This window comes from Martinezella hainanensis, from assembly GCF_900094555.1.
GTDB lineage: Bacteria > Pseudomonadota > Alphaproteobacteria > Rhizobiales > Rhizobiaceae > Rhizobium > Rhizobium hainanense.
The window spans coordinates 1-25,909 of record NZ_FMAC01000008.1 but is presented as its reverse complement, the minus strand read 5'-3'; the positions used below and the strand labels follow the sequence as shown (position 1 = coordinate 25,909).

The window sequence follows — 25,909 nt, the reverse complement described above, 5'->3', positions numbered from 1 at the left end:
TCCAGCCGTATCGACCTGCAGACGACCTTCGCTTCGTCGCTCTCCGACTCGATCCAGTCGGGCGTTGGCAAGCTGGTTGACGCCAACATGGAACAGGAATCGAGCAAGCTGTCCGCTCTGCAGACGCAGCAGCAGCTGGCCGTTCAGTCCCTGTCGATCGCCAACTCCTCGACCCAGTCGATCCTGTCGCTCTTCCGTTAATAGGAAGCGCCAACGCCACGCGTTGGTCGACTTACACAGGAAAACAATATCGCCGCGCCTTCCTCGGAGGGCGCGGTTTTCGTTTTGGCGCAACGCCGTAATCCAGCCGTGCGCCTAAAGCGCGCCGTCCGCCTTTCGCCTGATCGCATCGACGAAGCCATCGAACAGCTTGCGCATGGCGACCTGCTTATAGGGATAGACGATGGGGTCATCCATGTTGTGGACCACCATCGCCACATCGAGCTCGAATACCAGCAAACGACCGTCAGGAAGCTCCGCGCAGTCGATGCCGAAATAGTCGAGTTTGATACAACGGCAGAGCGCGGCAAAACTCTCTTCGTGGCGAACGGCGAAATCGCGATCGAAATCCTCCATCCACGCTTGCTCGACCGCTCGTTTAGCCGCGCTCTGGCCCATGCCGGCACTGAGATAGTGCACGATCCAGTGGTCCGAGAGCGCCATGTGGCTGGCAAAGGCCTTGCCGTCGATGAATACGACACGCTGCTTGTTGTAGTAGCCGTCGGCTCCACGGAAATCGATGAAGGGTGCCACATAAAGCTCGGGCGCCGGCTGCGTCGCGAGAAAGGCCGCCAGCTCCGCTGGGTCGGAGATGCGTTCCATTCCGTTGCCGGCATGTGTGCTGATCGGGCGCACGACCAGCGGGAAGGCCAGGCCAGGGGCGCAGTCTTTCAGCTGTTTGGCGCCCGCGCCGACGGCTGCGAGATCCTCGCGCGATACGCGATGGGTGATGGGCGAGAGGATCGACGGCTCGTTTGCCAGCATTCCGCTCACCCCGTCGCGCGTCAATCTCGCGATCAGTTCCGGATTGCGGTTCATCACCAGACCGTCGAACCTGGCAAGCAGCCCCTGCATATGGGCGAGCAGCGGGGTGTTCTCGGTCGATTCTCCGATCGCCATGAAGGCGACGTCATGATCCGGCAAGCCGACGAGCGCGGAGGTCTGCAGGTCGACATAGCGCAGCCACAGCACGCAATCGCTGCCCGCCAATAGAAAATCCAGCGGCGTATTGGCCATGAAATCGCCTTCCGTGACGAAGGCCAAAAGGCGCGGTCCGCTTCCGTTGCCGTGGACCACGCGGAAGTCACGCCGGAGTTGCACGGCGTTCTTCAGGATCTGGCGTGCCTCTTCGGAACGGCCAAGCGTTTGCAGGATGATCGCCAGGTCCATGAGTGCGGCCGCATCGGTCGAATCGGCTGTCACGCGCTGCATGAGCTCGTTCCATAGCGGCGTCACGTCGCGGCCGGCATAGACGAGCGAGACGATTCTCTGCATGCCGAGAATTCGGGAAGCGTCCGGTGTGTTGGAGAGCGCTGGATCGATGGTTGGGGCTTTGGTCATCAGCATTGGGGGAGATCCTGTCGGGAGCCGATCGTCAAAACGCTATGAACGAGCTGGTCGACATCCGCCTGTCGCGTGCGATGGTTCACGATCGCGGCGCGGATTGCCGGCTGCCCATTCAGATGGGTCAGGGATGGAGCGACGCGGCCTTCGGCATGCAGCCGCTCGACGATATGGGAATTGATGGAGGCAGGTATCGCTCCGTCTGCGCCGACATAGGCAAAGCAGACGATATTGAGTGCGACCGGTGCAAGCAATTTCAGCTGAGGTTCCCGGTCGATGCGTTCGGCCAGCCTGCGAGCCAGCCTGCAGTTGGCGCTCATTGCGTCTCCCAGAGCCTTGACGCCGTAGGTTTTCAGCGTGAACCAGGTCTTCAGCGCCCTGAAGCCGCGCGACAGATCCGGACCGTAATCGCAGGGCCACCAGTCTCCGCCTGCAAGTCCGCTGGCCGCGCGGCTGAGATAGGCGGCGTCCGAAGCAAACGTCTGCCGCTGCCATTCGCTGTCCCGCACGAGCAGGAAGCCGGCATCGTAGGGAACCTGGCCCCATTTGTGGAAATCGAATGCGAGCGAATCGCAGCTGTCGATACCGGCGAACAGATGTGCGAGGTCAGGGCTCAATACGCCGAGAGCACCCAGCGCGCCGTCGACGTGAAAATGAAGATCGTAGCTGTCGGCGATATGCCGCAAGGCGGCGAGATCGTCGACGGCGCCGGTATTGACCGTTCCGGCACTGCCGATGATGAGGAACGGCACAAGGCCTTCCCGCCTGTCGCGAAGGATCGCCTGTTCCAGCGCATCGATATCGATCTGGCCAAGGTTATTGACGGCAATGCGCCGCAGCTGATCGCTGCCGATGCCGGACATTTCGAAAGCGCGGGGAACACAGCCATGAACCTCGTTCGAGGCATAGGCCACGAGCCGGGACTCGTCGGACAGACCGGTTGCGCGCACATCGCGGCCGAGCTTGCGGCATCTGGCGATCTGCACCGCGACGAAATTGGCTTGCGATGCGCCGGTAAGGAAGATGCCGCCCGCCGTTTCCGGAAAGGAGAAGATCTCACGCGTCCAGCGAATGATCTGGCGCTCGACTTCGATCGGCATATGATCGCGTCCGCCGAGATTGGCATTCAGCCCGCCGGCGAGCATTTCCGCCAGCATGCCGGTAACGGTGCCGCCGCCCTGGACCCAGCCCATGAAGCCGGGATGGATGTTGCCACTGCCATAGGGGAGGACTTTTTCCCGAAAGATGGCGTGGACTTCAGCCAGATCGCTGGCTTCGATCGGCAACGGTGCGTCGAACAAGGCGCGAGCGGAGGAGGGGGCATGTTGCCAGACCGGCTTTGTTCCGAGCGTCTGGAGATGATCGAACATGTCGTCAAGCATCTGGTGACCCTGCCTGCGCAGAGCCTGCCAGTCGTCTGGGTCGAGGCTTGTTCGCTCCTGGCGATCAATCGCCGCCCGTCCGGCGTCCTGCAAACTGAACATCTCAACCTCGCATATGGCCGCCGGTGCCGACATCATCGCCGGAACGCCGCTGGAAATGACGGCCGTCTTCGTCCGACATGGGACGGATAGCGGCTATCTACGACGCCGAAGGTGGCGCGAGGCTGACTTGTGGTCTCTTGCTGCGCGTCAAACGATGAGATCCGGGCGGAAGTGGCATATCGGCGCACGCTGGGCGGATAGGTCCCTTTCGGGTTCAATGAAAGGTAGCGTAGGCGATGGCATGTTGCCCAATGGCCTTTTTACGGAAAGGATGATTCCGTTAACTTTTGTGGCCGGGATTAACCTTTTATTAACCGTATTCCTGTCAGTTGCAGCTAGCGCAACGGTTGGTTAACCTCTCCTAAGAGGCGGTTAACAAGCATGAGGCTGATTGCCGTTCCCGGCCGCAGACCGGAATGTCCCTTCCAAATTCAGCCATAAGGGGCACTTTTCGATGACCAGCATCCTCACCAACGACGCGGCGATGTCCGCCCTCCAGACCCTGCGCAGCATCAACACGAACCTGCAGGATACGCAGAGCCGCGTTTCCTCGGGCTACAAGGTGGCCAAGGCAGCTGACAACGCCGCCTATTGGTCCATCGCGACAACCATGCGATCCGACAATAGCGCGCTTTCAGCCGTTTCGGACGCTTTGGGCCTGGGCGCCGCCAAGGTCGATACGGCCTATACGGCGATGGACAACGCCATCACCGTCGTTCAGCAGATCAAGGACAAGCTCGTCGCGGCAACCGAAAACAGCGTGTCGAAGGCTGATGTCCAGGAAGAGGTCACACAGCTGCAGCAGCAGCTGGAAAGCATTGCGCAATCCGCTTCCTTCTCCGGACAGAACTGGATGTATGCCGCCAGTGGTGCCTCGGCCTCCGTCGTCTCCTCCTTCGTGCGCAACAATGACGGTACGGTTTCCGTCAACAGCACCAGCTACGCCTTCGATACCAGCTCGCAGGGCAACGTCCTGTTCGGCGCGAACAGCAGCGGGACGATCGATACGAGCTCGGGCATTCTCGGCAGCAAGCAGACCATCAGCGGCAACGACTATTCCGTCTTCAGCCTCGACATCACCAACATGACAAGCGGCGATATCGGTTCGGCGATGAACCTGGTGCAGGGCGCCCTCAACGCCATGAACAGCACGGCTTCGCAGCTCGGCTCTCTCTCGACCCGTATCGATCTGCAGACAAGCTTTGTCTCCACCCTGCGCGACACGATCGATTCCGGTGTCGGCAAGCTCGTCGACGCGGATATGGAAGAGGAGTCGAGCAGGCTTTCGGCGCTACAGACCCAGCAGCAGCTGGCTATCCAGTCGCTGCAGATTGCCAACACCAGCGCGCAGAATGTTCTTGCTCTCTTCAAGTGAGCCTTGACTGGAGCTTGCGTTGAAATGGCGCGGCGGCATTTCCCTCTTGTCGCCGCGTATAAGCTTTTGTTAACGTTGCCGCTAATTGATTTGCAGTCTCTGCGCAGATCCGGCCGCCGTTCTCCTTCCAAGCGATTGCCGGATCGCGCTTTAGCGACGGGCCGCGCTGGGATATCTCCCGCTGGTGGGCATGAGGCCAATCGTTGCTGCCGGATCGGTCCGGCTTGCCAGTCCCAATGGAACTACGGATTTTCAGATGAGCAATGTGACGACGAATCCCAGCACGTCGGCGGCTTTGACCGTGTTGCGCGGTATCAACAAAGATCTCAATGTCGTGCAGCAGCAGGTCTCGTCCGGCTACCGCATCCAGACGGCGAGCGACGATCCCACCTATTGGTCGATGGCGACCACCATGCGCTCGGACCAGAGCAGCCTTTCCACGATTACGGATGCGTTGGGCCTCGGCGCCTCCAAGGTCGATACCGCATCCACCGCCATGGATACGGTCGTCGGCCTGCTGACCCAGATCCAGTCCAAGCTGGTTTCGGCAAAGGAGTCAGGCACCGACAAGACTGCTATCAATTCGGACATTCAACAGCTCAAGAATCAGCTGCAATCCGTCACGCAGTCGGCATCCTTTTCCGGCGAGAACTGGCTTTATAATACGGAGCAGCAGCCCTCGACGCAGCAGTCGGTAATCAGCAACTTCACGCGTGGAACGAGCGGCCAGATTAGCTTCACGACGATCAGCTATGACAGTTCTCAGACCTTGATGGTCGATACTGTCAAACCCGAGCGCGGTTTGTTGACGAAGAATGTCGATGCAAGCACATTCGATACTTCGAGCAGCGGCAGCAGCACGGCTCGCAACTATTACCTTCTCTCCGCCACCGGCGGCACGACGCCGACGGACGGAACCGAGATCGCGTTATCGAGCAGCACGACCGATGCCGAACTGACCGATATGATCAATGTCACCAACTCGCTTCTGAAATCGGCAACATCGGCGGATTCGACATTGGGTCTGATGAAGTCGAATATCGACGCTCAGTCGGATTATATTTCCAAGCTTAGCGATGCCATCAAGAGCAGCGTCGGCGATCTCGTCGACACGAATATGGAAGAGGCTTCTGCGCGGCAGAGTGCCTTGCAGACGGCGCAGCAGATGGGTGTGCAGGCATTGTCGATCGCCAATAGCATGGCGAGCAAGGTGTTGATTATCCTACAGGCGAAATGATTGCCGGGCGGCGGCGTCCGATCGGCAATACCGCATCGCATTCATCCTCGCACAAGTTTGACTGCCTACGGTCCTTCGCAGTGGCTTGGCTGCGCCATGTGTCGGTGACGTTGGTCCCGGAGGGTGCTGCCTGAGGACGGAAACCGGAAGCGTGATGATCGACGTTTTGAGAATGGGAATGGATCGGCCGGCTGTCGGCATCGACTTGCAGCGTCTCTGCGACGCGAATGGGGAGATGCGCGCGTGAGCTTGACACTGTCCCGATATCTCAAGGATTTCAGCGCCGAACAGGTTCCGCCGCCCCATGTCGAGGATATGGCCTTTGCGGAACCGATCGAATTTGCCGAAAGCCCGATGGAGCCGACCGTCGATATCGAGGCCGAGCGCCGCGTCGCCTATGCGGAGGGGCATGAGGCTGCGACCAGGGAACTGACGCAAAGGCACCAGGCCGAGATCGATGGCATGGCCCAGTCGTTTCGCGCCGAAATGGATGCGCTGCGGATGCGCTACGAAGAGCAGGCGGCGGAAAAGATCGCTGCGGACATGACACGCATTGCCACGATGCTCGGGCAGGCGATCAGCACGGAAGCTGCCGCCATTCTTGCGCCAATCATGACCGAGACCCTGACGGTCAAGGCCGTCGCCGATCTTGCCGAGCTGGTCAGGGCTGCGATCCTCGATGGTAGCGTCGGGCCGATCTCGGTCAGCGGTCCGCACCATCTCTTCGAGGTTCTCTACAGCCACCTCGGCGATGACGGCGCGCTGTTGCGCCATGTCGACGCTGACGATGTCGATCTCACCGTCACGATCGGCGAGAGCGTGCTCGTGACCCGTATGTCCGCCTGGGCCGCTAGCTTGAAAGAGATCCTGAAATGAGCGACGGCGATCAAAATCACGGCAAGCACGAGATCATCATCGTCAAGCGCCACGGCGGCGGCGATCACGAAGGCGGCCATGGCGGCGCGTGGAAAATCGCTTATGCCGATTTCATGACGGCCATGATGGCCTTCTTCCTTGTCATGTGGCTGGTGAACGCCGCCAACGAAGAGACGAAGGCCTCGGTCGCTTCCTATTTCAACCCTATCAAGCTCGCCGACGAGAAGCCGACGGAAAAGGGCCTCAAGAAGCCTGTCGATCAGGCTCAAGGCGAAAAGAATCAGCAGAAGTCCGACAAGCCGCAGGAAAAGCCGAATGATGGTAAATCGGCCAAGACCGGTGAGGATCTGACCTCCACATCAGGCGATCAGACGAACTATTCCGAAGCGGATTTCTTCGAGAATCCCTATTCGGTGCTGGCCGAGATTGCACAGGAAGTCGGCCAGCAGGCCAATGTCAGCGCCAAGGGCGAGGGTGGAGCCGCCCAATCAGGTCCGGCGACCGGTGCGGATGGTGGTCAGGCCTATCGCGATCCATTCGATCCGGATTTCTGGACCAAGCAGGTGCAGGTTTCCAGTGCCTCGAAGAAAGCGAACGAGGAACAGTCTGCCAAGTCGGATCAATCGCCCAAGGGCGAAGTCATCGCCTTGTCGAAAGCAACGGCGGCCGATGTCGGCCAGTCCGCAGATCAGCCGCAAACGCCCGAACAGCAGCCGACGGTAAGCGAGCAGCAGGCGACCGGCAAACAGCAGGACAAGCAGACGCAGGCTCAACAGGTTGCCAAGGCCACGGCGCAGAGCGATGCCTCCGCACCTGAGGACAATGCCGCTTTGCCCCAAAACAAGGATGTTCAACCGACCAAGGCACAGCAGCAGGAGGCCAAGGATCTGCAGCAGGCAATCCAGGCCGAGATCAAGGGGGTTGCCGGTCAGCTGGCCGAGGGGCTGCAGGTCAGCGCGGCGGAAGGCGGCGTGCTCGTCACCATCTCCGACCAGACCAATGACCCGATGTTCAACATCGGTTCGGCGGTTCCCCGGCGCGAGATGGTGCTGGCGATGGAAAAGATCGGCAAGATCCTGGCGGACCAGAGGGGATCGATCCTGATCCGTGGCCACACCGACGGACGTCCCTATATGGTCGGCGGCCGCAATGACAACTGGCGCCTGTCGCTCGATCGCGCCCAAAGTGCCTATTACATGCTGACGAGCGGTGGCCTGGACGAGAAGCGGATCGTTCAAGTTTCCGGCTTTGCGGACCGGCGTCTGAAGTTGCCGAACGATCCATTCAACGATGCCAACCGCCGTATCGAGATCCTGATCGCTAGTCCCTCGAACCAGGCGGCGACGGACCCTGCGGCTTCAGGAACGCAAGCTCCCGCGAAGCCTGCTTCAGGCAAGGGCAAGTCTAGCCAAGGCAAGCAGGGATAGTTCATGGCGCGCAAACAGCATCGTCATCACCTTGCGCTCACGCTCACCCTCGGCATGTTGATGCCGGGGATTGCAAGCGCCGAGGGGCAGGACAGCCTGCCGCTCTACAAGATGCTGCGCTCGCTCGAATTCGTCCAGGATTCCGTTGTCGCGGGCGATAGTTCCGCCGGAGAAATGCAGCGCTTTCTGCTCGCCACCATAGACGAACGCCTGCGCAACGCGGATAAATCTGTCTTCGAGGACAACCGCAATGTTGATGCGGCCCTGATCTACGCCATGAGCGGCGGCAATCCCGAAACGCTCGAATATCTGATGTCGCGCGACGTCAACGGCAATTTCGACAATCGCGTTGCGGATGTTCTCAGGAAATATCTGAACGGCAAGGGTCTGCTCGTCGTCAACACGCTTGTCGATATCTCCAAGGAATATCGCGACAAGCCGATCGGCCCCTATCTTTCGCTGGTTGCCGGCAACGTCATGTCGGGCAAGAACGCCAAGGCAGCCCTGCCGCTTTATGACTGGGCGCGGTTGATGGCGCCCGGCACGATCGTCGAGGAATCGGCGCTGCGTCGCTCCCTGGCTCTGTGCGCCGATGCGGGCATGGTGCCGCAAGGGCTAGATTACGCGCGGCGTTATACGCGGCGTTTCCTGCATTCGCCCTACGCAAGCCAGTTTGCCGATCTTTTCGTGCAGCTAGTGGTGGATCATGATTCCGACGTCAAGCAACAGGACATCGTCGATATCCTGTCTTTCATGGACCCGCCGAGACAGCGGGAGATCTATCTGCGCATGGCGCGCCGTGCCGCAATCGCCGGCAAGGCCGATCTTGCCGCGCTTGCGGCCAATCGTGCCCAGGCGATCTCCAATGACGGCAGCGATGCCTTTGGCGCGCTGGCGAACTTCTATGGCGGCGTGGCGGGCATATCCACGCCTGAATTGAAGTCGGCTATCAACGATGTGAACCAGATGCCGGCGGGCGAACTGAATGCGCGCGACCGGGCTCTGCGCGACGCCGCAAAGGCGGTGGCGCAGGAGATATTGCGCACGCCCGACGCTGCAAGCCTCGGGCAAGGCAATGTTCCTAACCTGCCCAACCAACAGAAGACTGAACACGATGCTGCTGTGACGAATCAAGCGGGAGGCCAATCTCCCGGCACGGCGGGTGTTGAGCAGGGAGCCTCGGCAAACGCGGCTCCCGCCCCGAAGGGAGGGCGGCAGGAGGCCGACTCTTCGTTCAACGCATTCGTCACGACGAGCCGCTCGAAGCTGGATGCCATCGACGGCCTGTTGAAGCAGGAAAGTCATTGATATGAACGACATCGGTGTGTCTGGCGCCTCATCAGGGGCGGATATTCTTGCTGTTGCCAAAGGTGGCCGCTCGACAAAGCAGGATGATGGCAAGGGCTTTATCGATGCGCTGACCAGTTCGCTCGGCAACGGTCGCAAATCCGCCGGTTCGAATACCGGGACCGACGTGACGACGAATGCGAACACGACATCCGGTGACAATGCGGATGACGGCACGGGCACGGTGAAAACGCCAGCGAGCAATCTCGCGTCGATAACCCTCACCATCGATGAAAGCGCCAATGCCGGAGTTGGAATGATCGATACCTCCGGAGCCAATCTCGCCAACCCCGCCGGCCTCGCCAAGGGCGCGAAAGCCTCTCAGACTGCCGGCACCGCATCGCTCTCGAAATCGCTTATAGAGCTGCAGAAAGCAGCCTCGAGCGCTGCCGAAGGTGATGCACTCCCCGTTGAAGGCGATCAGCCGGCCGCCGCTGCCGATCCGACCATGCCGACGCCCGACGCCGGCAAGGTGCAGGTGCAGCCGACGGCGCTCGACCAGTTGGCCGAGATCGCGCAGCAATTGAGCGAGGTTGCGACCACGGATGGTCAGACGGCGCCAGTCAAGGGTGACGGTAAGACGCCTGCCGTGAAGGATGGAAAGAATGTCCAGTCCACGGATGATGGTAAGTCTGCATCGACACAAGGCAGCCAGCCGGCCAATACGATTTCCGATGCCCTATCGCTGCTGAATGTTGCGCAGCCCGTCGTTGCGACGCAGGTCAGCACGAGTCAGGTCGGTACGGCGCAAGCGGGCAAGACGGCAGACGATGCCAAGGTCCAGTCATTGCCATCAGGCAAAGCGACACTTGCGGGCGATGCTTCGGACACCGCCTTGACGTTGCCGGACGACGGCAAGGGGACGGATGTATCGCAGACCTTCCGCCTGACGCGGGCGGACGGTCGCGGCGGCGCGCTCGACCTGTCGATCAGCAAAGGCGGCGATGACGTTGCCGATGTCCAAGTCGGTGCCGCCGCGGGCGGCGATGCGGTAGCGGTTACCGTGCTGGATTCGCGCCGTTATCTCGGGCTCGCCGCCAATTCCAACTCGGCGCTCGTTGCTGGAACCCTGGCGGGCGACCATGAATGGTCGGCGGCGATGCAGCCGGGTTCGGCGCTCTCCAACGCCGCGAACCTGACGAGCACGGGCAAGGTCGTCAATACGCTGAAGATCCAGCTGCGCCCCGACAATCTCGGCGACGTGACGGCAACCATGCGGCTCTCCGGAGACCAGCTGAGCGTCGACCTGAAGGTTCAGACGAGCGAAGCCTACAGGCAGCTTCACGCCGATCAAAGCCGCATGGTCGATGCGCTGCGCGCGCAGGGCTATCAGGTCGACAACATCACCGTCTCCATGGCGTCCAATGCCGACCAGCAGTCGGATAGCGGCCGCAATTCCGGATCGAACCAGCCACAGCAGCAGTCCCTGTTGAACCAGGGACAGGGGGGCGACGCACGCTCCAGGGGCCAGAACTATTCAGGGCAGCAGGCAAATGGAAACGATGGCAATCGCAGTTCGGGTGAGCGCGGTGTTGAGGACGGCACTGCTGGTGGCGTGCAGCGTTCTCGCTCTGGGGCGGTTTACCTCTGAAGCGCATGCATCGGGCAATCCGGCGCCGCCTGACAATGGTGCAGCCGGCCTTTGCGAACGCGAGATCCAGTCCGCCGCAGCGAAATACGGAATACCGGAAGGGATCCTTTATTCGGTCGGTCTGACGGAGACAGGACGCAAGGGGTCGCTCTATCCCTACGCTCTCAATGTCGAGGGGCGGCCGATCTTTCCGCCATCGGAGGGTGCCGCCCTGCAGATATTCGCTGCAGCACGGCAGAATGGGGCAAAGCTTATCGATGTCGGCTGCATGCAGATCAATCAGTATTTCCACGGCGAAAACTTTACATCTGTCGCCGCCATGTTCGATCCGCGTAGTAATGTCGAGTATGCCGCAAAGTTTCTCCGCAATCTGCATGACAGGCATGAGACCTGGACGATGGCGGTGGCTAGATACCATGCTGGTCCGAACAATGACCCCGCCCAGAAGGTCTATGTCTGCCGTGTGATCGCCAATCTGGTCGCCACCGGCTACGGAAAATGGACGCCCAATGCGGCGACGTTCTGTCGGGATTAAACACCCTTAGGTTGCATATCGCTTCCGGTTAGCCGGCGCTAACCCAATTGAAGCGGTTGACTGCCGTGGATTTGCCCAAAATGCGCATGTTAATAATACGCCCGCTAACAACTTTTTTATCGGTGTAAAACGCCGACCGCCTACTATATCTAGTGCAAATCGCACCTACAAAGTTAATCAATTATTAATTTCCGTCACTCATTTCCGACAGTTGTTCGTGATTCGCCCGATTCGTACCCATAGGTCATCGAAACACCACACTGATTCGGAGGCGGACGAATGATCGTAGTGGTTGATGAGCGAGAGCTCGTTAAGGACGGATATACATCACTGTTTGGACGCGAGGGCATCCCTTCGACGGGATTTGATCCGCGTGAATTCGGAGAATGGGTCACGACGGCAGCAGAGGGCGATATTGCTGCGGTCGAAGCCTTTCTGATCGGGCAGGGCCAGCAGGTGCACGAGCTCCCGAGGGCCATTCGCGACCGGACGGCAGCACCTGTCATCGCGGTGAGCGACCAGCCCTCGCTGGAAGCCACGCTTGCACTTTTCGATTGTGGCGTCGACGATGTCGTGCGCAAGCCGGTACATCCTCGCGAAATCCTTGCCAGGGCGGCGGCGATCCGCCGTCGGTTGAAGGCGATCAACAACTATACCGATATCGGTCCCATTCGCGTCTTCGCAGATGGCCGTGACCCGGAAATCAACGGTTCCGTATTTGCCTTGCCGCGCCGCGAGCGCCGCATCCTCGAATATTTGATCGCCAATCGCGGTCGCCGTGTGACGAAGACCCAGATCTTCAACGCCATCTACGGCATCTTCGACGAGGAAGTCGAAGAGAACGTCGTCGAAAGCCATATCTCCAAGCTGCGCAAGAAGCTGCGCAAGAAGCTTGGCTTCGATCCGGTCGATTCCAAGCGCTTCCTCGGTTACTGCATCGACTGGAGCTGATGCGCCCGGTCGCACATCCCCGATAACAAACTCATGAACAGGCCCGAGAATCAGTTGATTCTCGGGCCTGTTCCTTTTTCGGCTACCGGATCGTCATGCACTGAAAGGTACGTTGGTTCTTACCATTTCAGCGTGCGGCGGTCGGCGGTCATGCGGCTTGATGGCGCTCTCAGCGAAGCTTTTCGCGATGATTAGTTTTTCGTCCTCTCAGACAGCTTCACGCAAGGCCCGCCACCTACTCTCAGTCGTATGAAGGATAACGAGGATTCCAGATGAGGAATTTCGGCAGCTTGAAGACCACACTTGCGGAAGCGGATGCGCGGGCAGCTTGCCTCAGTGTCGCTTTTGGCGGTGGCATCGATGCGACGGCGGTTCGCTCCGGTGATCGTCCATTCGCTGCCAATGACAATCTGGTCTATTTCGCCGGCCTTGCTCTGACAGGCTATTCCGACACTTCCGGCGCGCCTTCGGCCAATCTGCCGCGCTAAAACGAATAGGGTATCGAGTCAGTCATGTCGCTCACAACAGCTCTCAATAACGCGCAGGCAATATTCAACAATACCGGCACGCAGAGCAGCGTCGTGTCGAACAATATCGCCAACGCCAACAACACGAATTATTCGCGTCGTCAGGCGGTGGTGACCACCAACATGGCTGGCGCCCAGGTGGTGCAGATTGCCCGCAGCAGCGAACCGGCGCTACAGAAGGCCTACCTCAGCTCGGCATCGTCGGATTCGGCACAACAACTGCTGTTGAACGCCTACACCAATCTTCAGTCGGCCACGCTTGGCGGCAACGACAACGAGATCGCGCCGGCGACCTATCTGTCGGCATTCCAGGATGCGATGCAGAATTATGCGGGATCGCCGTCCAACGCTACGGCGGCGCAATCTGCGATCAATGCTGCCCAGAGCCTGGCCACATCGCTCAACAATGCCACGACGGCAGTACAGAGCGCCCGTACTGCCGCCGACAAACAGATCAGCTCCGATGTCGATACGCTGAATAGCCTGCTGAAGCAGTTTCAGACCGCCAACGACGCGGTGAAATCGGCAACGACCACGGCTGGCCCGACATCAAGCGCCCTTGCCGACGCGATGGATCAGCGCGATTCGATCCTGAACCAGATTTCGAAGATTGTCGGCGTGACAACCGTGACGCGCGGCAACAACGATATGGCGCTTTACACCACGAGCGGGACGACCCTGTTCGAGACCATTCCGCGCACGGTGACGTTTCAGCCGACGACGACTTATACGGCAGACACGACAGGCAACAGCGTTTACATCGATGGCGTTGCGCTGACCCCGGGCCAGGGTGCGAATACGACCGCACAGGGCACTCTTCAGGCATCGCTCCAGGTCCGAGATGATGTCGCGCCGACCTATCAGAAGCAGCTCGATGAAATGGCTCGAGGGCTGGTTACGGTCTTCGCTGAAACGAATAGCGATTCTTCAAAACCGACCCTGCCCGGTCTGTTTACCTGGAGCGGCGGCACTGTTCCGACTGATGCCACCGCGGTTACGGGTTTGGCTGGTTCGATAACCGTTAATTCGAAATTAATCACGTCCCAAGGTGGTGATCCAACACTGCTGCGTGATGGTGGTATTAACAACGATAGTACTACTGGCGAAACCGGTTACACCAAGAATACCAGCGGTGACAGTGGATATTCCACCCAGCTTGATGCCTACATCACTGGCATGAATACGAAAATGGCGTTCGATCCTACGGCCGGCTCCGACACCAGTGCCACGCTCATGGATTATTCAGCGAGCTCCATCGGTTGGCTCGAGGGTCAGCGCAGCACGGCAACGACCGCAGGGGAAAATACCTCTGCTGCTCTTTCGCGCTCCTCGAGCGCCTATTCGAACGCGACGGGCGTCAATCTCGACGAAGAACTGACGCTGATGATGGATATCGAACAGTCCTACAAGGCTGGAACGAAGATATTGAACGCAGTCAATGAAATGCTTCAAGCGGTATTGGATATTGCGAGCTAAGCCATGAAACTTTCTTTCATTTCGAGCACGGCCATTCAGAACGCCATGCGCCAGACGATTCGTCAGGCGCAGAATGAGATGACGAGCGCTTCGACGGAGGCGACCACAGGTGTCTATGCCGACATCGGGGTCGCGCTTGGCAGCAGCACGTCGCTGAACGTGAATTTGACGCGGGAAGTGTCGCGCATCGATTCCATTCTCAGCAGCAATTCCATCGCGAACCAGCGTATGACGACGTCCCAAACCGCCCTGACGGGCATGGGCACACAGGCGCAGAACCTGATGGATCAGCTTGTGGCGCTGAGCGGCAACACCGATGGTAGCAGCGTCGCCCTGGCGCAGCAGACCGCGACATCGACCCTGTCGAGCGTCATTGCATCGGCCAATACGATGGTGAATGGCGAGTATCTCTTTGCCGGAACCAATACCGACGTCCAGCCGATGACGGACAATTCCTCGACAACGAACGCGGACATTCAGTCACAGCTTGCGACCTACATGGCAAGTCAATCGCCGTCTGTAACCGCAGATACCATATCCGCGGACCAGATGACGGATTTCATCACCAATACCGTCGCGCCAATGTTCACGTCCGATAGCAGTTGGTCGAGCTGGTCGAGTGCGTCCGATCAGAACATGACGAGCCGCATCAATAATTCGGAAGTCATCGAAACCTCGACGAACTCGAATTCATCCGGCATGCGGTATCTGGCGCTGGCGACCAGCGTGACCAACGCACTGATGGGTACGCCACCCGGCCTCAATCAAAGCGCGGTAAATGTCGTCACGCAGCAGGCCATCAGCTATACGCGTCAGTCGATCGACGGATTGAACAACCAGGCAAGCCAGCTTGGTCTCTCGCAGTCACGGCTGTCGGACGCGAATACGACACTGAACTCTCAGAAGACCATTCTCAATACCAGTATCGGCGACTTGACCGGAGTTGACCCTTATGAGGCATCGACCAAGGTCAACAGTCTCCAAACACAGCTCGAAACGGCTTACACGATTGTTTCCAAGATCCAACAGTTAAGCCTTGTAAATTACCTTTGATGATCAAAGGGAAGTAATGACCAGGAAGGATGCATGAATGTATCAGTTCTCATATGCGGAAGTCATGCAGGATGCAGTGGCCGACGCCAAGGAACGAGAACGACAAGTTCTGGACCGGTCGGTAGCTCTTCTCTCTGCGGCCCGTGATGCGGGGAAATACGGCCGTGAAGCGATCGAGGCTCTCTTCTATACGCGACGCCTATGGGTAAGCTTTGTCGAGGACCTCAAAAGCCCGGAGAACCAGCTGAACGTCGAACTGCGCGCCAATCTGATTTCGATCGCCATCTGGATATTGAAGGAATGCGAACGGATCAGGCGGCGCCAGTCGGAAAACTATCAAGGCATCATCGATGTCACCACCATCATCAGGGATGGACTTAAATGAAAAGTACGCTTCGCATATCGCTTAAAGCCGGGGAAAAGATCTTTATCAACGGAGCCGTCCTGCGCGTCGATCGCAAGGTTGCTCTGGAATTCCTGAATGATGTGACATTCCTGCTCGAGAACCACGTGCTCCAGCCCGAGGACGCGACGACGCCCTTGCGTCAGCTCTATTTCATCGCGCAGATGATTCTCATCAATCCGGAAGGTAAGGAACAGTCGACGGTGATGTTCCGCAAGTCGATCGTCATGCTGCTGTCGTGCTTCCACAACGAGGAAGTGCTGGCCGAGCTGAAGCGCATCGACGGCCTCGTCGCCACCGGCCGCGCCTTCGATGCGCTGAAGGCGATCCGTGGCCTCTACCCGGTTGAGGACAATATTCTGAACAACCAGGAAATGCCTGCCGCGACGATCGAGCACATTCGTCGGGAGATTGCTCCATGGCAACGGTAAGTGCCGTCAACAGCAGCACCAGCACCAGCAGCACCAGCTCCTCGCAAAGTGCTGCGGCTGCGTCGGCGAGCGCAAGCCTGAACTATAACGACTTCCTGCAGCTTCTCATCGCGCAGATGCAGAACCAGGACCCGACGTCACCGATGGACGCCAGCCAGCAGATTTCGCAGCTGGCGAGCTTCTCCCAGGTCGAGCAGCAGATCCAGACGAACGCGCATCTGGAAACGGTGCTGCAGAACCAGTGGATCTCGCAGGCCTCCGACTATATCGGCAAGCAGATCATGAGCGCCGACGGCAAGACGACGGGAACGATCAAGGAAGTGACCGTCTACACGGACGGTATCATTGCCCAGACCGATGCCGGCGACAAGATTCTGATCCAGGCCGGCGTAACGATCGCCCCGGCGGGCACGACCATTGATCAGCCGACCACGTCGAGCGATAGTAGCACCAGCAGCGATTCGTCGAGCACGAATTCGACCAGCAGCTCATGAGGAGCTGCTGAACCGGGAGTGGACATGCCATGAATGAAGCCGATGCATTGGATATTTTCCAGGCTGCGATCTGGACAGTGCTTGTGGCTTCCGGACCGGCAGTCGTTGCCGCCATGGTCGTCGGTCTGGTCATTGCCTTGATCCAGGCGCTGACCCAGGTGCAGGAGGCCACATTGACCTTCGTGCCAAAGATCGTCGCCGTCATGGTCACGATCGGAATCTCGGCGCCGTTCGTCGGCGCACAGATTTCGATCTTCACCAATCTCGTTTTCTCCCGCATCCAATCGGGTTTCTAAAATAGATCCGAAGATCGTTCTGGCCTCCGGATCATGCGCATCGATGGCAACGGCCATGCTCGCGCAAGCTTCGACCTTTAGAGGTCGGTTCCAATAGGGCAGGCGGGTCAGCCGTTTGCCTCCTCTCATGAAGAGACGGAACCGGTCGAATGGCACAACCACCCGCAATAGCGCTTCCCAAAGCCAATCCCAGCATACGCGATATCGGGTTTGCCCTCGGTATCATGGTCATCCTGTGCGTGCTGTTCCTGCCGATCCCGCCGTTCCTGATCGACCTTGGTCTGGCGTTCTCGATCGCCTTCTCCGTGCTGATCCTCATGGTGGCGCTCTGGATCAAGAAACCACTGGAATTCTCGTCCTTCCCGACGATCCTGCTGATCGCCACGATGACGCGTCTGGCGCTGAACATCGCCACGACCCGCGTCATCCTTTCACACGGTTATGAAGGGCACGATGCGGCCGGCGGCGTCATCGCCGGGTTCTCCAGCCTGGTCATGTCGGGCGACTTCGTCATCGGTCTGATCGTCTTCCTGATCCTGATCACCATCAACTTCATCGTCATCACCAAGGGTGCAACGCGTATCGCGGAAGTCGGCGCGCGTTTCACCCTGGACGCCATCCCCGGCAAGCAGATGGCAATCGACGCCGATCTTTCGGCCGGCCTGATCGATGAGAAGGAGGCGCAGCGCCGCCGCCGCGAATTGGAAGAGGAAAGCTCCTTCTTCGGCGCGATGGACGGCGCCTCGAAGTTCGTGCGCGGTGACGCAGTTGCAGGCCTTTTGATCACCTGCATCAATGTCTTCGGCGGCATCATCATCGGCTATTTCCGTCACGGCATGCCGATCGGCCAGGCCGCGGACGTTTTCGTGAAGCTTTCCGTCGGCGACGGTCTGGTTTCGCAGATGCCGGCGCTCATCGTCTCTCTCGCTGCCGGCCTTCTCGTTTCGCGCGGCGGCACCTCGGGCTCCACCGACCAGGCCGTCGTCAATCAGCTGAGTGGCTATCCCCGCGCGCTCGCCGTCTCGGCGGTCCTCATGGGCATCCTGGCCATCATGCCAGGCATGCCTTTCTTTCCCTTCCTCCTCCTTGGCACCCTCATGGCCGCCGGCGCCTGGTTCATTCCGCGCCAGATCGAAGCCGAGAACAAGCTTCGCCGCGATGCCGAAGAGCAGAAGGTGATGCAGACGAAGGAAATGGAAAAGGATTCGGTCAAGTCGGTTCTGAAGACCGCCGAGATCGAGCTGGCCCTCGGCAAGATCGTTTCCACCCGCTTGCTCGGCGCCCACCAGGAGCTGGCCTTCCGCGTCGGCAAGATGCGCAAGAAGTTCGCGACGCAATACGGTTTCGTCGTGCCGGAAATCAAGGTGATCGACGACATGGCGATTGCCGACAAGTCGTATCAGATCCGCATCCACGGTACGACGATCGCTTCCAATATGCTGCGCGTCGGCGAAGTGCTCGTCGTTACCGGCTCCGGCCGCAAGCCGACGGTTCCGGGCGACGAGATTCGCGAACCCGCTTTCGGCATGCCGGCTGTTTCCGTCCTCGAAGCCTTCACCGAGGATCTGAAGCGCGAGGGCTTCCAGCCGATCGACAACGTCTCGGTCGTGCTCACCCATATGAGCGAAGTCATTCGCAACAACCTGCCGGCGCTGCTGTCCTATAAGGACGTGAAGATCCTGATCGAGCGGCTCGACCCGGAATACAAGAAGCTCGCCGACGAAATCTGCTCGTCGCACATGTCCTATTCCGGCCTGCAGGCGGTATTGAAGCTGCTGCTCGCCGAGCGCGTCTCGATCCGCAACCTGCATCTCATTCTCGAAGCGGTCGCCGAGCTCGCGCCGCATGTGCGCAAGACCGAGCAGATCGTCGAGCATGTGCGCGTACGCATGGCGCAGCAACTCTGCGGCGATCTCGCCGACAACGGCGTGCTGCGCGTGCTGCGACTCGGCAGCAAATGGGACCTCATCTTCCACCAGGCACTCAAGCGCGACCAGAAGGGCGAAATCGTCGAATTCGATATCGATCCGCGCAGCCTCGAAGAGTTCAGCGAGCAGGCGGGCAAAGTTATCCGTGAATATATGGACCGGGGCATGCCCTTCGTTCTTGTCACGTCGCCGGAAACGCGCTCCTATGTGCGCATGATCATCGAACGCCTGTTCGCGACCCTTCCGGTCCTGTCGCATGTGGAATTGGCCAAGGGGATCGAGATCAAGATTCTAGGTTCGATTTCATGATAACTGACCCCCAGGGGACCATTCTGGCGCTGTTCGTCGCCTTCTGCCGCATCGGCGGCTGCATGATGGTCCTCCCGGGATTTTCCTCCGGCCGTGTTCCCACGCAATTCAGGCTGCTGCTTTCCGCGGCTCTGACGATGGCGATCCTGCCGTTGCTCTGGAACACGATCTACCCGCAGGTATCGAAGGGCGATGCGACCTATATCGGCCTCATCTTCACGGAAACCGTCATCGGATTGATGTATGGGATGATGGCCAGGATCTATACGCTGGGCCTGCAATTCACCGGCACGGTCATATCGATGATGATCGGCTTCAATGCGCCTGGCGGTGCCGATATCATCGAGGAATCGAACGAAACGTCGCTTACCAGCCTCATCAGCTTTTGCGGGCTGATGATTCTCTTCATTATGGATTTTCACCATTATGTCCTGCAGGCGCTGGTCGATTCCTATTCGGTCATTCCCTTCGGCGGGCATATCGAACCGCGCGCCGCGCTGATCTCGATCACGGATACGCTGGAGACGACCTTCTTCATCATGCTGCGGCTGGCAAGCCCCTTCGTGCTTTACGGCCTGATGTTCCAGATTTCGATCGGCTTCATCAACAAGCTGGCGCCGCAGATCCCGATCTATTTCATTTCCACGCCGTATCTGCTGATGGGAGGGCTGTTCATGCTCTATCTCAGCATCGCGGCTTTGGTCAGTCAGTTTTCCAGTGCGTTCCTCACGGTCTTCAATGGGCATTAGGGCAATTCCAGGAAAAGTGCGCAGCGGTTTTCCGTCGGGAATGCGAGGAAACAAAGGGATCCGCGGGCGGACAGATGACGAAGCCCGGTTCGGGCAGAGCCGGCGAAAGCAGCCGGCGGGTAGGTAGGCGATGGCGGAGAAAAACCGGTCCGAAAAACTGAAGCGCCTGGTCGTGGTGCAGCGCCACCTGGAACGGATGGCGGAAAACGAGCTTGCCGATACGACCCGGCAGCGCTCGGAAGTGACGGAAGCGATGGAGCGGGTCATGGTTGCCATCGGCTCAGTCGACCCCGTGCACATGGCATTCTCGATCCACTACGCCGAACGCTACGGCCGCCTGATGATCCGCGACCAGCAGCTGGAAAGCATCCAGACGCTCATTCAGATGAAGGTCCAGCAGGAGCGCACCAAGGCCGACAGGCTGGAGGAGCACATGAAGGATGCCCGCGAGCTCGAATTGCGAGAATCGGACGACAATGCCGTCTACGATATCATCGATCAGCACTTCGCCGGCGCAACGCCAGCCTCCAGCAAGGTTCAAAAATAATAATCATCGCGATCATGGAGCAGGATTCGCATCGTTGGGTTGCCGATCTGCTCTGACAGTTTGATTCGCCATGCCCCAATATCAGCGCTGAACCGCGCGGTTTCGGGATATGCGAGAGCAGAAGGAGACGTGACGTGGCTATTTCGCCTCCGAGTGACCTGGTCCTCGATGTCGTCAAAGCGGCCAATCCCGCCGATGTCGAGGTCGCACAGGCCAAGCTTGCCGCCAATCGAGCCGCTTTCGCCGCCACCAGCCTGGCCGAAAACGGCAATGGTTTCGGCGCGACGGTGGATGCGATGAACAGCGCCGCCACACAGGCGGGCCTCGCCAATGCAAATACGCATGTGGCCGGGACCAAGGTCCCGCAGGCCTATCGCAAGTTCGAGTCCATGGTGCTGCAGAACTTCGTGAAGAACATGTTGCCGAGCAGCGAGACGCTCTACGGCAAGGGCTCCGCTGGCGAGATCTGGAAGGGCATGATGGCCGAGCAGCTGGGCGACACGATCTCCAAGAACGGCGGCGTGGGCATCGCCGAAAAAATGTACAAGGAACAGGTCGACAAGATGCGCAATACCGGCGCCATCAACTCCGCGACCGATGAGAACGACAAGAAGATGGCGCTCAGCGCGATTACCGATTTCCAGCGCAAGACGCTGGCCGCCGCCGATGCCGATAATGACGGCAACACCAGCATCACCAACCAGAATTCGTTGACGTCCCAGAAAGCATGAGCGAGGTAACAAACATGGAAATGATGTCGCAGGACTATCGGATCAAGTCTGTCCTTGGCCGCCTGGAGATGATCATCGACAATGAGAACAACCGGATCGGCACCGACCCGGAATTCGATCTCAAGGTATCGAACGCGCACAAGAGCCGCTGCCTCTACGAATTGTCGATGCTGTTTCGCGATACCGATCCGGCCGATCTCGCGGCTACCCATATCGAGCAGCTGCATGACCTGAAGAAGAAGTTGGTTCTGAATGCCCGCCGCGTCGAGGCGCATCTCGAGGCCGTGCGCGCCGTTGCCGAAATCCTGAAGAATGCCGTGCAGAACGCCGATGCCGACGGCACCTATTCGCAGGAGCAATTCCGCGTCCGTGAGGCCGGATGATCAAGCTCGTTATCACCGGCCTGTGGGTCTGCGCTGTAACATTGGCCTCGGTCTATTTTTCGGTGCAAGTGGCGACGGCGCCCGCGATCAGTCCTGATGACGCCAAGAAGGCGCAGCAGGAGCTCGTCAAAGGCGAGTCGATCAACGTTCCCGTCATCGCCAACGGCCAGGTGACCGGCTATTTCCTGACGCGCATTTCCTTCATGATGGAAAAGGGCAAGGCGAATACGTTTCAGATACCTCTGCCGGAGCTGACGACAGACGAACTCTTTTCGCTGTTGGTCGGCAACAAGACGATCGATATCGCCCACACGCAGAATTTCGATGTTGCCGCCTTCCGCAGCGATCTCAAGAAACGGATGAACGAGCGGCTCGGTGGGGACTATGTCGCCGACGTGCTGATCGAACAGCTTGACTACCTTTCCAAGGAAGAAACCCATGGTGGGGAAAGCGTGGGCAAGAGAACGGTCAAGCCCGTCAAGATCGTGCAGGATGCGGCCAAGGACAAAGTGCCGGTCGAGTAATATCGCTCCGGCCGCAAGATTCCGATTCATATGGTAACGTAAATTGTATCTTACGTTTCCCGATATGCTTAACGGATCTCTGACAACTTCCAGCAAATCCAATCTTCCTTCCTAACGGAAAGTTGGATTTGTCTTGCTATAAAGACCTCCAGATCATGCCTCCCAATTGCCGCACCGATGAACGGTGAGGGGCATGAGCTTTGTGCGTACCGGCATCATACGCGTCAGCGATGCCGGGCAGGAGGTGTTGGATTGAACCAGGTAGCCGATTTTGCCGTCGTCGCGTCACGCCGCATGATCTTCGATCTGCCGGTGTGCGATCTCGGTTGGGATGACGCGCTGACTTTCGTCAACGAGCTTGCTTCCCTGCCGGTCGGACAGACCTCGATCTCCTTCGTCAATGCTCACAACATGCTCGTCATGCTGCGCGACGACAGCTATCGCAATGTCCTTGAGCGCAATCTGGTCCTTCCCGATGGCGTTGGCCTCGACATCGCCTCGCGCGTCGCTCATGGAGAACCCTTCCCTGCCAATCTGAACGGTACGGATTTCGTGCCCGCGCTGCTGACATTCATGGAGCGGCCGAGGCGGATCGGTCTCTTAGGGGGCAAGCGCTCTGTCGTCGAAAAGGCAGCGGAGAAATTGCGCCAGCATGCGCCGTGGCACCAGTTTGTCGTCGTATCGGACGGTTTCTTCGATCCGGTGCGGAGCAATGCCGTGACTGCGGAAATCAGCCGCCAGAAGATCGATGTGCTGATCGTCGGCATGGGCACGCCGCTGCAGGAAAAATGGGTTGCCGAACATGTCGGCCCGCAGCATGCGCGCCTCGTCCTGACCGTTGGCGCCTTGTTCGATTTCATTTCCGAGACGGTGCCGCGGGCGCCAAGGCTCGTGCGCGCGATACGCAGCGAGTGGTTGTTCCGTCTGGTACTTGAGCCGAATAGGCTCTGGCGGCGTTACATGCTGGGCATACCGCTATTCTTCTATCAGGTCGTCAGGCATCAGTTCGGTCGCAAGGGGCGTGTCCTTCGCGCCGAGCCGCATCCGTTGCCGCAGCGACGCATCGCGCCGCCGGACAAATTAGCAAGCTAGTATTTGCGGGTGCGGCGTTAACTCTTTCTTTGGCATGAAATTTTAGAGTGGGTTAACCATTTGCATTGGTCTCGGACCATGTGCGCGAGATAACCCGCCATGTTTGAAAGCAAAGCCAGGACCGGATTCCACCTCGACGACGCGGAAACCCCAAAGGTTTCGCGGCGATCTGGTCGGCATGTCCCCACCTACGGCGAAGATGATGGCCTGGGTAGCGCAGTCGACCTATGCGCTGCCAATTCTGACGACCCGCGTGATACGGAACTGCGTGACATTCTGCGCAGACGGTTGAATGGCGATCCCTATCCGGTGTCTGGTCGCAGAAGACCGCTGGAGATCGGGACGGCGGCGGACCAGGCGGAAGATGTCCCCCATGTCTACCGCCCAGAACGCCGCGGGATGCCGGAGCTGGCATCGGAGGCCACGCCCGATCTGCTGGAATTCGTGCCCGATCTGCTTGAAGGCATGCCGGAGCTTCCGCGACGGGTTGCCGCCCCCGTCGTCGTTGAATACACATCTCGAGCTAGACGCTGGTCCGTCAGCCTCGGCGCTCTCTGTTTTATTGCCGCAACCGCGCTGACGGGAGCGGCTATTCCAACCTTGCTTGCCCCGCCGCCGCTCTATGTGTCGCAGGCTATTCTCCATGCGGACGGCGAAGGTCGCGGGCGTCAGGCGCTGTTGGATGTCGCGGCGAAGCGTGTCATTGCTCCGTCCGTGTTGTCCGACATTGTCGCCAGGATGAAGCTTGATCGCGATCCGGAATTTACCGGCAGTCGCGCAGGCGCCCTCGGGGTTGCCGTCGAGCTGCTCTCCGGTAGCGGCAACGCATCCGACGCGCCGTCACGCGCACAGGCAACGCTGCGCAAAGACGTTGCCGTCGATATCGATAGCCAAACGGGTCTGCTGCGCCTGATCGTTACGTCGAGCGATCCCGCCAGATCGGCCGATATTGCCAACCGGCTTGTTCTTGCCACCCTCTATGATCCCGCTGTTGCTAAGGCCGCCGGTACGTCGCTTGGGATCGAAACGGCGGCTGATCGCAGCCGCAAGGAACTCGACCGCGCCTCTGCCGCCCTTGCCGAATTCAAGGCGCGCTATGGCGAAGACAAGATTGCTGCGGCGGAGGAACTCCGACAGCAGCGTCAGCAGCTGGATGTGCAGATAAAGGCAGCCGATCTGGCGGTACGCACCGCCAAGGCTCGTCTCACAGCCGTCAAATCGGCTACGCCGGCATCGGTGCTGACCGGCGCATTGTCAGGCGATCTTTCGTCGCCAGGGCTTGATGATCTGCGCAGCCGCTACAATGCCGCCAAATCGCAGCTTACGCAACTTTCCGTGCAACTCGGCCCGCGCCATCCTCGCCTGCTTGCGCAACAGGCCACCGTCGATGATCTCGCGGCCAATATGCGTAGCCAGTTGCAGAGGCTGGCCGTCAGCAGCGAAGCGGACGTGAAAGCAGCTCTTGAGAAACAGGCCTCTTTCTCGGCGCAAATGACTGCCGCCAGCCAGGTGGGGAGCGATATCGACCTCGGCCGTCTCGCACAGCTGCAGGATGCTGTCGCGACAGCACAGAGCCGCTATGAGGCTGACCAGCAGAATGCTGCCATGATGGTGTCTGAAGCCAGGCCGCCGCTGACGGTACTGTCCCAGGCCGTCGCATCCGCCGCGCCGCTGGACAATCATCTCGCGAGCAATCAGGCAGCCGGCTTCCTCGCAGGCATCGGCCTGGCATCTTGCGTCGTATTCCTGCGCAAATGGTTTGCTGGTGTCGAGATGGCAGAAGACCAGGAGGCCGACGAAAGCATCATGCCGGCAGCCCGCGCGTTGCATCATGGCGATGCTATGGAGCTCCCGTCATTGCCGGCGACCGCGCCTGAACCGTTGGCCGCTCTTGTTGCTGATGATGCAAGTCAGCTCGATATTGTGGATGAGTGGGGCCGTATCCACCAGGAACTCGCATCACTGCGCGCCAAGGTCGAAACCTACGCGGTGCGCCGGCATCAAGACCGTGGCTGATCGCCTCATCCTTTTCCCTTGCAATTACCTCTTTCAGACACCATAGGGCGTTGGCAGGCAATTCCGTCGGGCGGATGGCCTGTAGATTGCCACCGAATTCATGATCGGGAGACGAGCGTGACGACAGTGATCGACGGGAAACAGGCAGCCGCATCGGTGATCGAGGCCGTGAAGGCTGCGGCGGCGGTGCTTGAAAGTGAGGCCGGTGTGAAGACCGGACTTGCGGTCGTCATCGTCGGCGACGATCCGGCCAGCCATGCCTATGTGAACTCCAAGAGCAAGATGGCCAAGGAATGCGGCTTCAAGTCGGTGCAGCACACGCTGCCGGCCGAGACGACGCAGGAAGAATTGGCAAGGCTCGTGGCCTCGCTGAACGACGATCCGTCCATCCACGGCATTCTCGTGCAGCTGCCGCTGCCGAAGCATCTCAATTCCGATGCGATCATCCAGTCGATCAGGCCGGAGAAGGATGTCGACGGCCTGCATGTCGTCAATGCCGGCAAGCTGGCAACCGGCGATCTCGAAACCGGACTGATCTCCTGCACGCCGGCCGGCGCCATGCTT

General features: G+C 59.3%; 27 protein-coding genes. 25 read left to right on the top strand and 2 right to left on the bottom strand.

Annotated elements, in window-relative coordinates; genetic code table 11:
• On the top strand, positions 1 to 201 hold a 201-nt coding region (locus GA0061100_RS23445; RefSeq protein WP_280173848.1), incomplete at its 5' end, for a flagellin.
• Between the two features lie 114 nt (positions 202 to 315).
• Here the strand turns inward: GA0061100_RS23445 and GA0061100_RS23440 are convergent.
• Positions 316 to 1,566, bottom strand: a complete 1,251-nt coding sequence (locus tag GA0061100_RS23440) for a glutathione synthase (protein ID WP_075855181.1) — start codon at positions 1,564 to 1,566, stop codon at positions 316 to 318.
• Positions 1,560 to 3,047 (bottom strand): pyridoxal phosphate-dependent decarboxylase family protein, encoded by a 1,488-nt coding sequence (locus GA0061100_RS23435; protein ID WP_075855477.1) that lies wholly within the window; start codon positions 3,045 to 3,047, stop codon positions 1,560 to 1,562. Before GA0061100_RS23435 ends, GA0061100_RS23440 begins: the two co-directional genes overlap by 7 nt.
• Positions 3,048 to 3,501: 454 nt before the next feature.
• Between GA0061100_RS23435 and GA0061100_RS23425 the strand changes: the two genes are divergently transcribed.
• The 24 genes from GA0061100_RS23425 to GA0061100_RS23310 all read left to right on the top strand — a co-directional run.
• Positions 3,502 to 4,422, top strand: coding sequence for a flagellin N-terminal helical domain-containing protein (locus tag GA0061100_RS23425; protein WP_075855178.1), 921 nt, complete (start codon positions 3,502 to 3,504; stop codon positions 4,420 to 4,422).
• A gap of 256 nt (positions 4,423 to 4,678) precedes the next feature.
• On the top strand, positions 4,679 to 5,659 hold the full coding sequence (locus GA0061100_RS23420; RefSeq protein WP_075855176.1) for a flagellin N-terminal helical domain-containing protein: 981 nt from the start codon (positions 4,679 to 4,681) through the stop codon (positions 5,657 to 5,659).
• Between the two features lie 243 nt (positions 5,660 to 5,902).
• Positions 5,903 to 6,535: a hypothetical protein gene (locus GA0061100_RS23415; RefSeq protein WP_075855174.1), complete on the top strand. Its 633-nt coding sequence runs from the start codon at positions 5,903 to 5,905 to the stop codon at positions 6,533 to 6,535.
• Positions 6,532 to 7,962 carry a MotB family protein gene (locus GA0061100_RS23410; RefSeq protein ID WP_075855172.1) on the top strand — a complete coding sequence of 477 codons (1,431 nt, stop codon included), beginning with the start codon at positions 6,532 to 6,534 and terminating at the stop codon, positions 7,960 to 7,962. The genes GA0061100_RS23415 and GA0061100_RS23410 overlap by 4 nt, the downstream gene beginning before the upstream one ends.
• Before the next feature lie 3 nt (positions 7,963 to 7,965).
• Positions 7,966 to 9,270, top strand: a complete 1,305-nt coding sequence (gene motC / locus GA0061100_RS23405; protein WP_075855170.1) for a chemotaxis protein MotC — start codon at positions 7,966 to 7,968, stop codon at positions 9,268 to 9,270.
• 1 nt (position 9,271) lies between these two features.
• Complete coding sequence (gene fliK, locus GA0061100_RS23400) at positions 9,272 to 10,900, top strand: flagellar hook-length control protein FliK (protein ID WP_075855168.1); 1,629 nt, start codon at positions 9,272 to 9,274, stop codon at positions 10,898 to 10,900.
• A complete protein-coding gene (locus GA0061100_RS23395) occupies positions 10,812 to 11,435 on the top strand; it encodes a lytic transglycosylase domain-containing protein (protein WP_425298701.1) in 624 nt (207 codons plus the stop codon). Before fliK ends, GA0061100_RS23395 begins: the two co-directional genes overlap by 89 nt.
• Before the next feature lie 279 nt (positions 11,436 to 11,714).
• Positions 11,715 to 12,386 carry a transcriptional activator Rem gene (gene rem / locus GA0061100_RS23390; RefSeq protein ID WP_075855164.1) on the top strand — a complete coding sequence of 224 codons (672 nt, stop codon included), beginning with the start codon at positions 11,715 to 11,717 and terminating at the stop codon, positions 12,384 to 12,386.
• A 290-nt stretch (positions 12,387 to 12,676) separates the two neighbouring features.
• Positions 12,677 to 12,874 carry a hypothetical protein gene (locus tag GA0061100_RS23385; protein WP_143525522.1) on the top strand — a complete coding sequence of 66 codons (198 nt, stop codon included), beginning with the start codon at positions 12,677 to 12,679 and terminating at the stop codon, positions 12,872 to 12,874.
• A 24-nt stretch (positions 12,875 to 12,898) separates the two neighbouring features.
• Positions 12,899 to 14,389, top strand: coding sequence for a flagellar hook-associated protein FlgK (gene flgK / locus GA0061100_RS23380; protein WP_075855161.1), 1,491 nt, complete (start codon positions 12,899 to 12,901; stop codon positions 14,387 to 14,389).
• A gap of 3 nt (positions 14,390 to 14,392) precedes the next feature.
• Positions 14,393 to 15,442, top strand: a complete 1,050-nt coding sequence (locus GA0061100_RS23375; protein ID WP_075855159.1) for a flagellar hook-associated family protein — start codon at positions 14,393 to 14,395, stop codon at positions 15,440 to 15,442.
• A 37-nt stretch (positions 15,443 to 15,479) separates the two neighbouring features.
• Positions 15,480 to 15,827: a flagellar biosynthesis regulator FlaF gene (flaF, locus tag GA0061100_RS23370; RefSeq protein ID WP_075855158.1), complete on the top strand. Its 348-nt coding sequence runs from the start codon at positions 15,480 to 15,482 to the stop codon at positions 15,825 to 15,827.
• Positions 15,824 to 16,276: a flagellar biosynthesis repressor FlbT gene (gene flbT, locus GA0061100_RS23365; RefSeq protein WP_075855156.1), complete on the top strand. Its 453-nt coding sequence runs from the start codon at positions 15,824 to 15,826 to the stop codon at positions 16,274 to 16,276. Before flaF ends, flbT begins: the two co-directional genes overlap by 4 nt.
• Positions 16,264 to 16,770 carry a flagellar hook assembly protein FlgD gene (gene flgD, locus GA0061100_RS23360; RefSeq protein ID WP_075855154.1) on the top strand — a complete coding sequence of 169 codons (507 nt, stop codon included), beginning with the start codon at positions 16,264 to 16,266 and terminating at the stop codon, positions 16,768 to 16,770. Before flbT ends, flgD begins: the two co-directional genes overlap by 13 nt.
• A 29-nt stretch (positions 16,771 to 16,799) precedes the next feature.
• The gene (gene fliQ / locus GA0061100_RS23355; RefSeq protein ID WP_075855152.1) at positions 16,800 to 17,066 is read left to right on the top strand and encodes a flagellar biosynthesis protein FliQ; all 267 of its coding nucleotides are present in this window, start codon (positions 16,800 to 16,802) and stop codon (positions 17,064 to 17,066) included.
• Positions 17,067 to 17,215: 149 nt separating this feature from the next.
• Entirely contained in the window at positions 17,216 to 19,303 is a 2,088-nt protein-coding gene (flhA, locus tag GA0061100_RS23350; RefSeq protein WP_075855151.1) for a flagellar biosynthesis protein FlhA, read from the top strand.
• Positions 19,300 to 20,052 carry a flagellar biosynthetic protein FliR gene (gene fliR, locus GA0061100_RS23345; protein ID WP_075855149.1) on the top strand — a complete coding sequence of 251 codons (753 nt, stop codon included), beginning with the start codon at positions 19,300 to 19,302 and terminating at the stop codon, positions 20,050 to 20,052. Before flhA ends, fliR begins: the two co-directional genes overlap by 4 nt.
• Positions 20,053 to 20,182: 130 nt before the next feature.
• Positions 20,183 to 20,599 (top strand): hypothetical protein, encoded by a 417-nt coding sequence (locus tag GA0061100_RS23340; RefSeq protein ID WP_075855147.1) that lies wholly within the window; start codon positions 20,183 to 20,185, stop codon positions 20,597 to 20,599.
• Between the two features lie 134 nt (positions 20,600 to 20,733).
• The gene (locus GA0061100_RS23335) at positions 20,734 to 21,330 is read left to right on the top strand and encodes a rod-binding protein (RefSeq protein WP_075855145.1); all 597 of its coding nucleotides are present in this window, start codon (positions 20,734 to 20,736) and stop codon (positions 21,328 to 21,330) included.
• A 14-nt stretch (positions 21,331 to 21,344) separates the two neighbouring features.
• Complete coding sequence (locus GA0061100_RS23330; protein ID WP_075855144.1) at positions 21,345 to 21,713, top strand: hypothetical protein; 369 nt, start codon at positions 21,345 to 21,347, stop codon at positions 21,711 to 21,713.
• On the top strand, positions 21,710 to 22,237 hold the full coding sequence (locus GA0061100_RS23325) for a hypothetical protein (RefSeq protein ID WP_075855143.1): 528 nt from the start codon (positions 21,710 to 21,712) through the stop codon (positions 22,235 to 22,237). Before GA0061100_RS23330 ends, GA0061100_RS23325 begins: the two co-directional genes overlap by 4 nt.
• A 252-nt stretch (positions 22,238 to 22,489) precedes the next feature.
• Positions 22,490 to 23,329 carry a WecB/TagA/CpsF family glycosyltransferase gene (locus GA0061100_RS23320; protein ID WP_075855142.1) on the top strand — a complete coding sequence of 280 codons (840 nt, stop codon included), beginning with the start codon at positions 22,490 to 22,492 and terminating at the stop codon, positions 23,327 to 23,329.
• Between the two features lie 99 nt (positions 23,330 to 23,428).
• A complete protein-coding gene (locus GA0061100_RS23315; protein ID WP_075855141.1) occupies positions 23,429 to 25,345 on the top strand; it encodes a GumC family protein in 1,917 nt (638 codons plus the stop codon).
• A gap of 117 nt (positions 25,346 to 25,462) precedes the next feature.
• Positions 25,463 to 25,909, top strand: a 447-nt coding sequence (locus tag GA0061100_RS23310; RefSeq protein WP_280173846.1) for a tetrahydrofolate dehydrogenase/cyclohydrolase catalytic domain-containing protein, incomplete at its 3' end; no start/stop codon positions are given.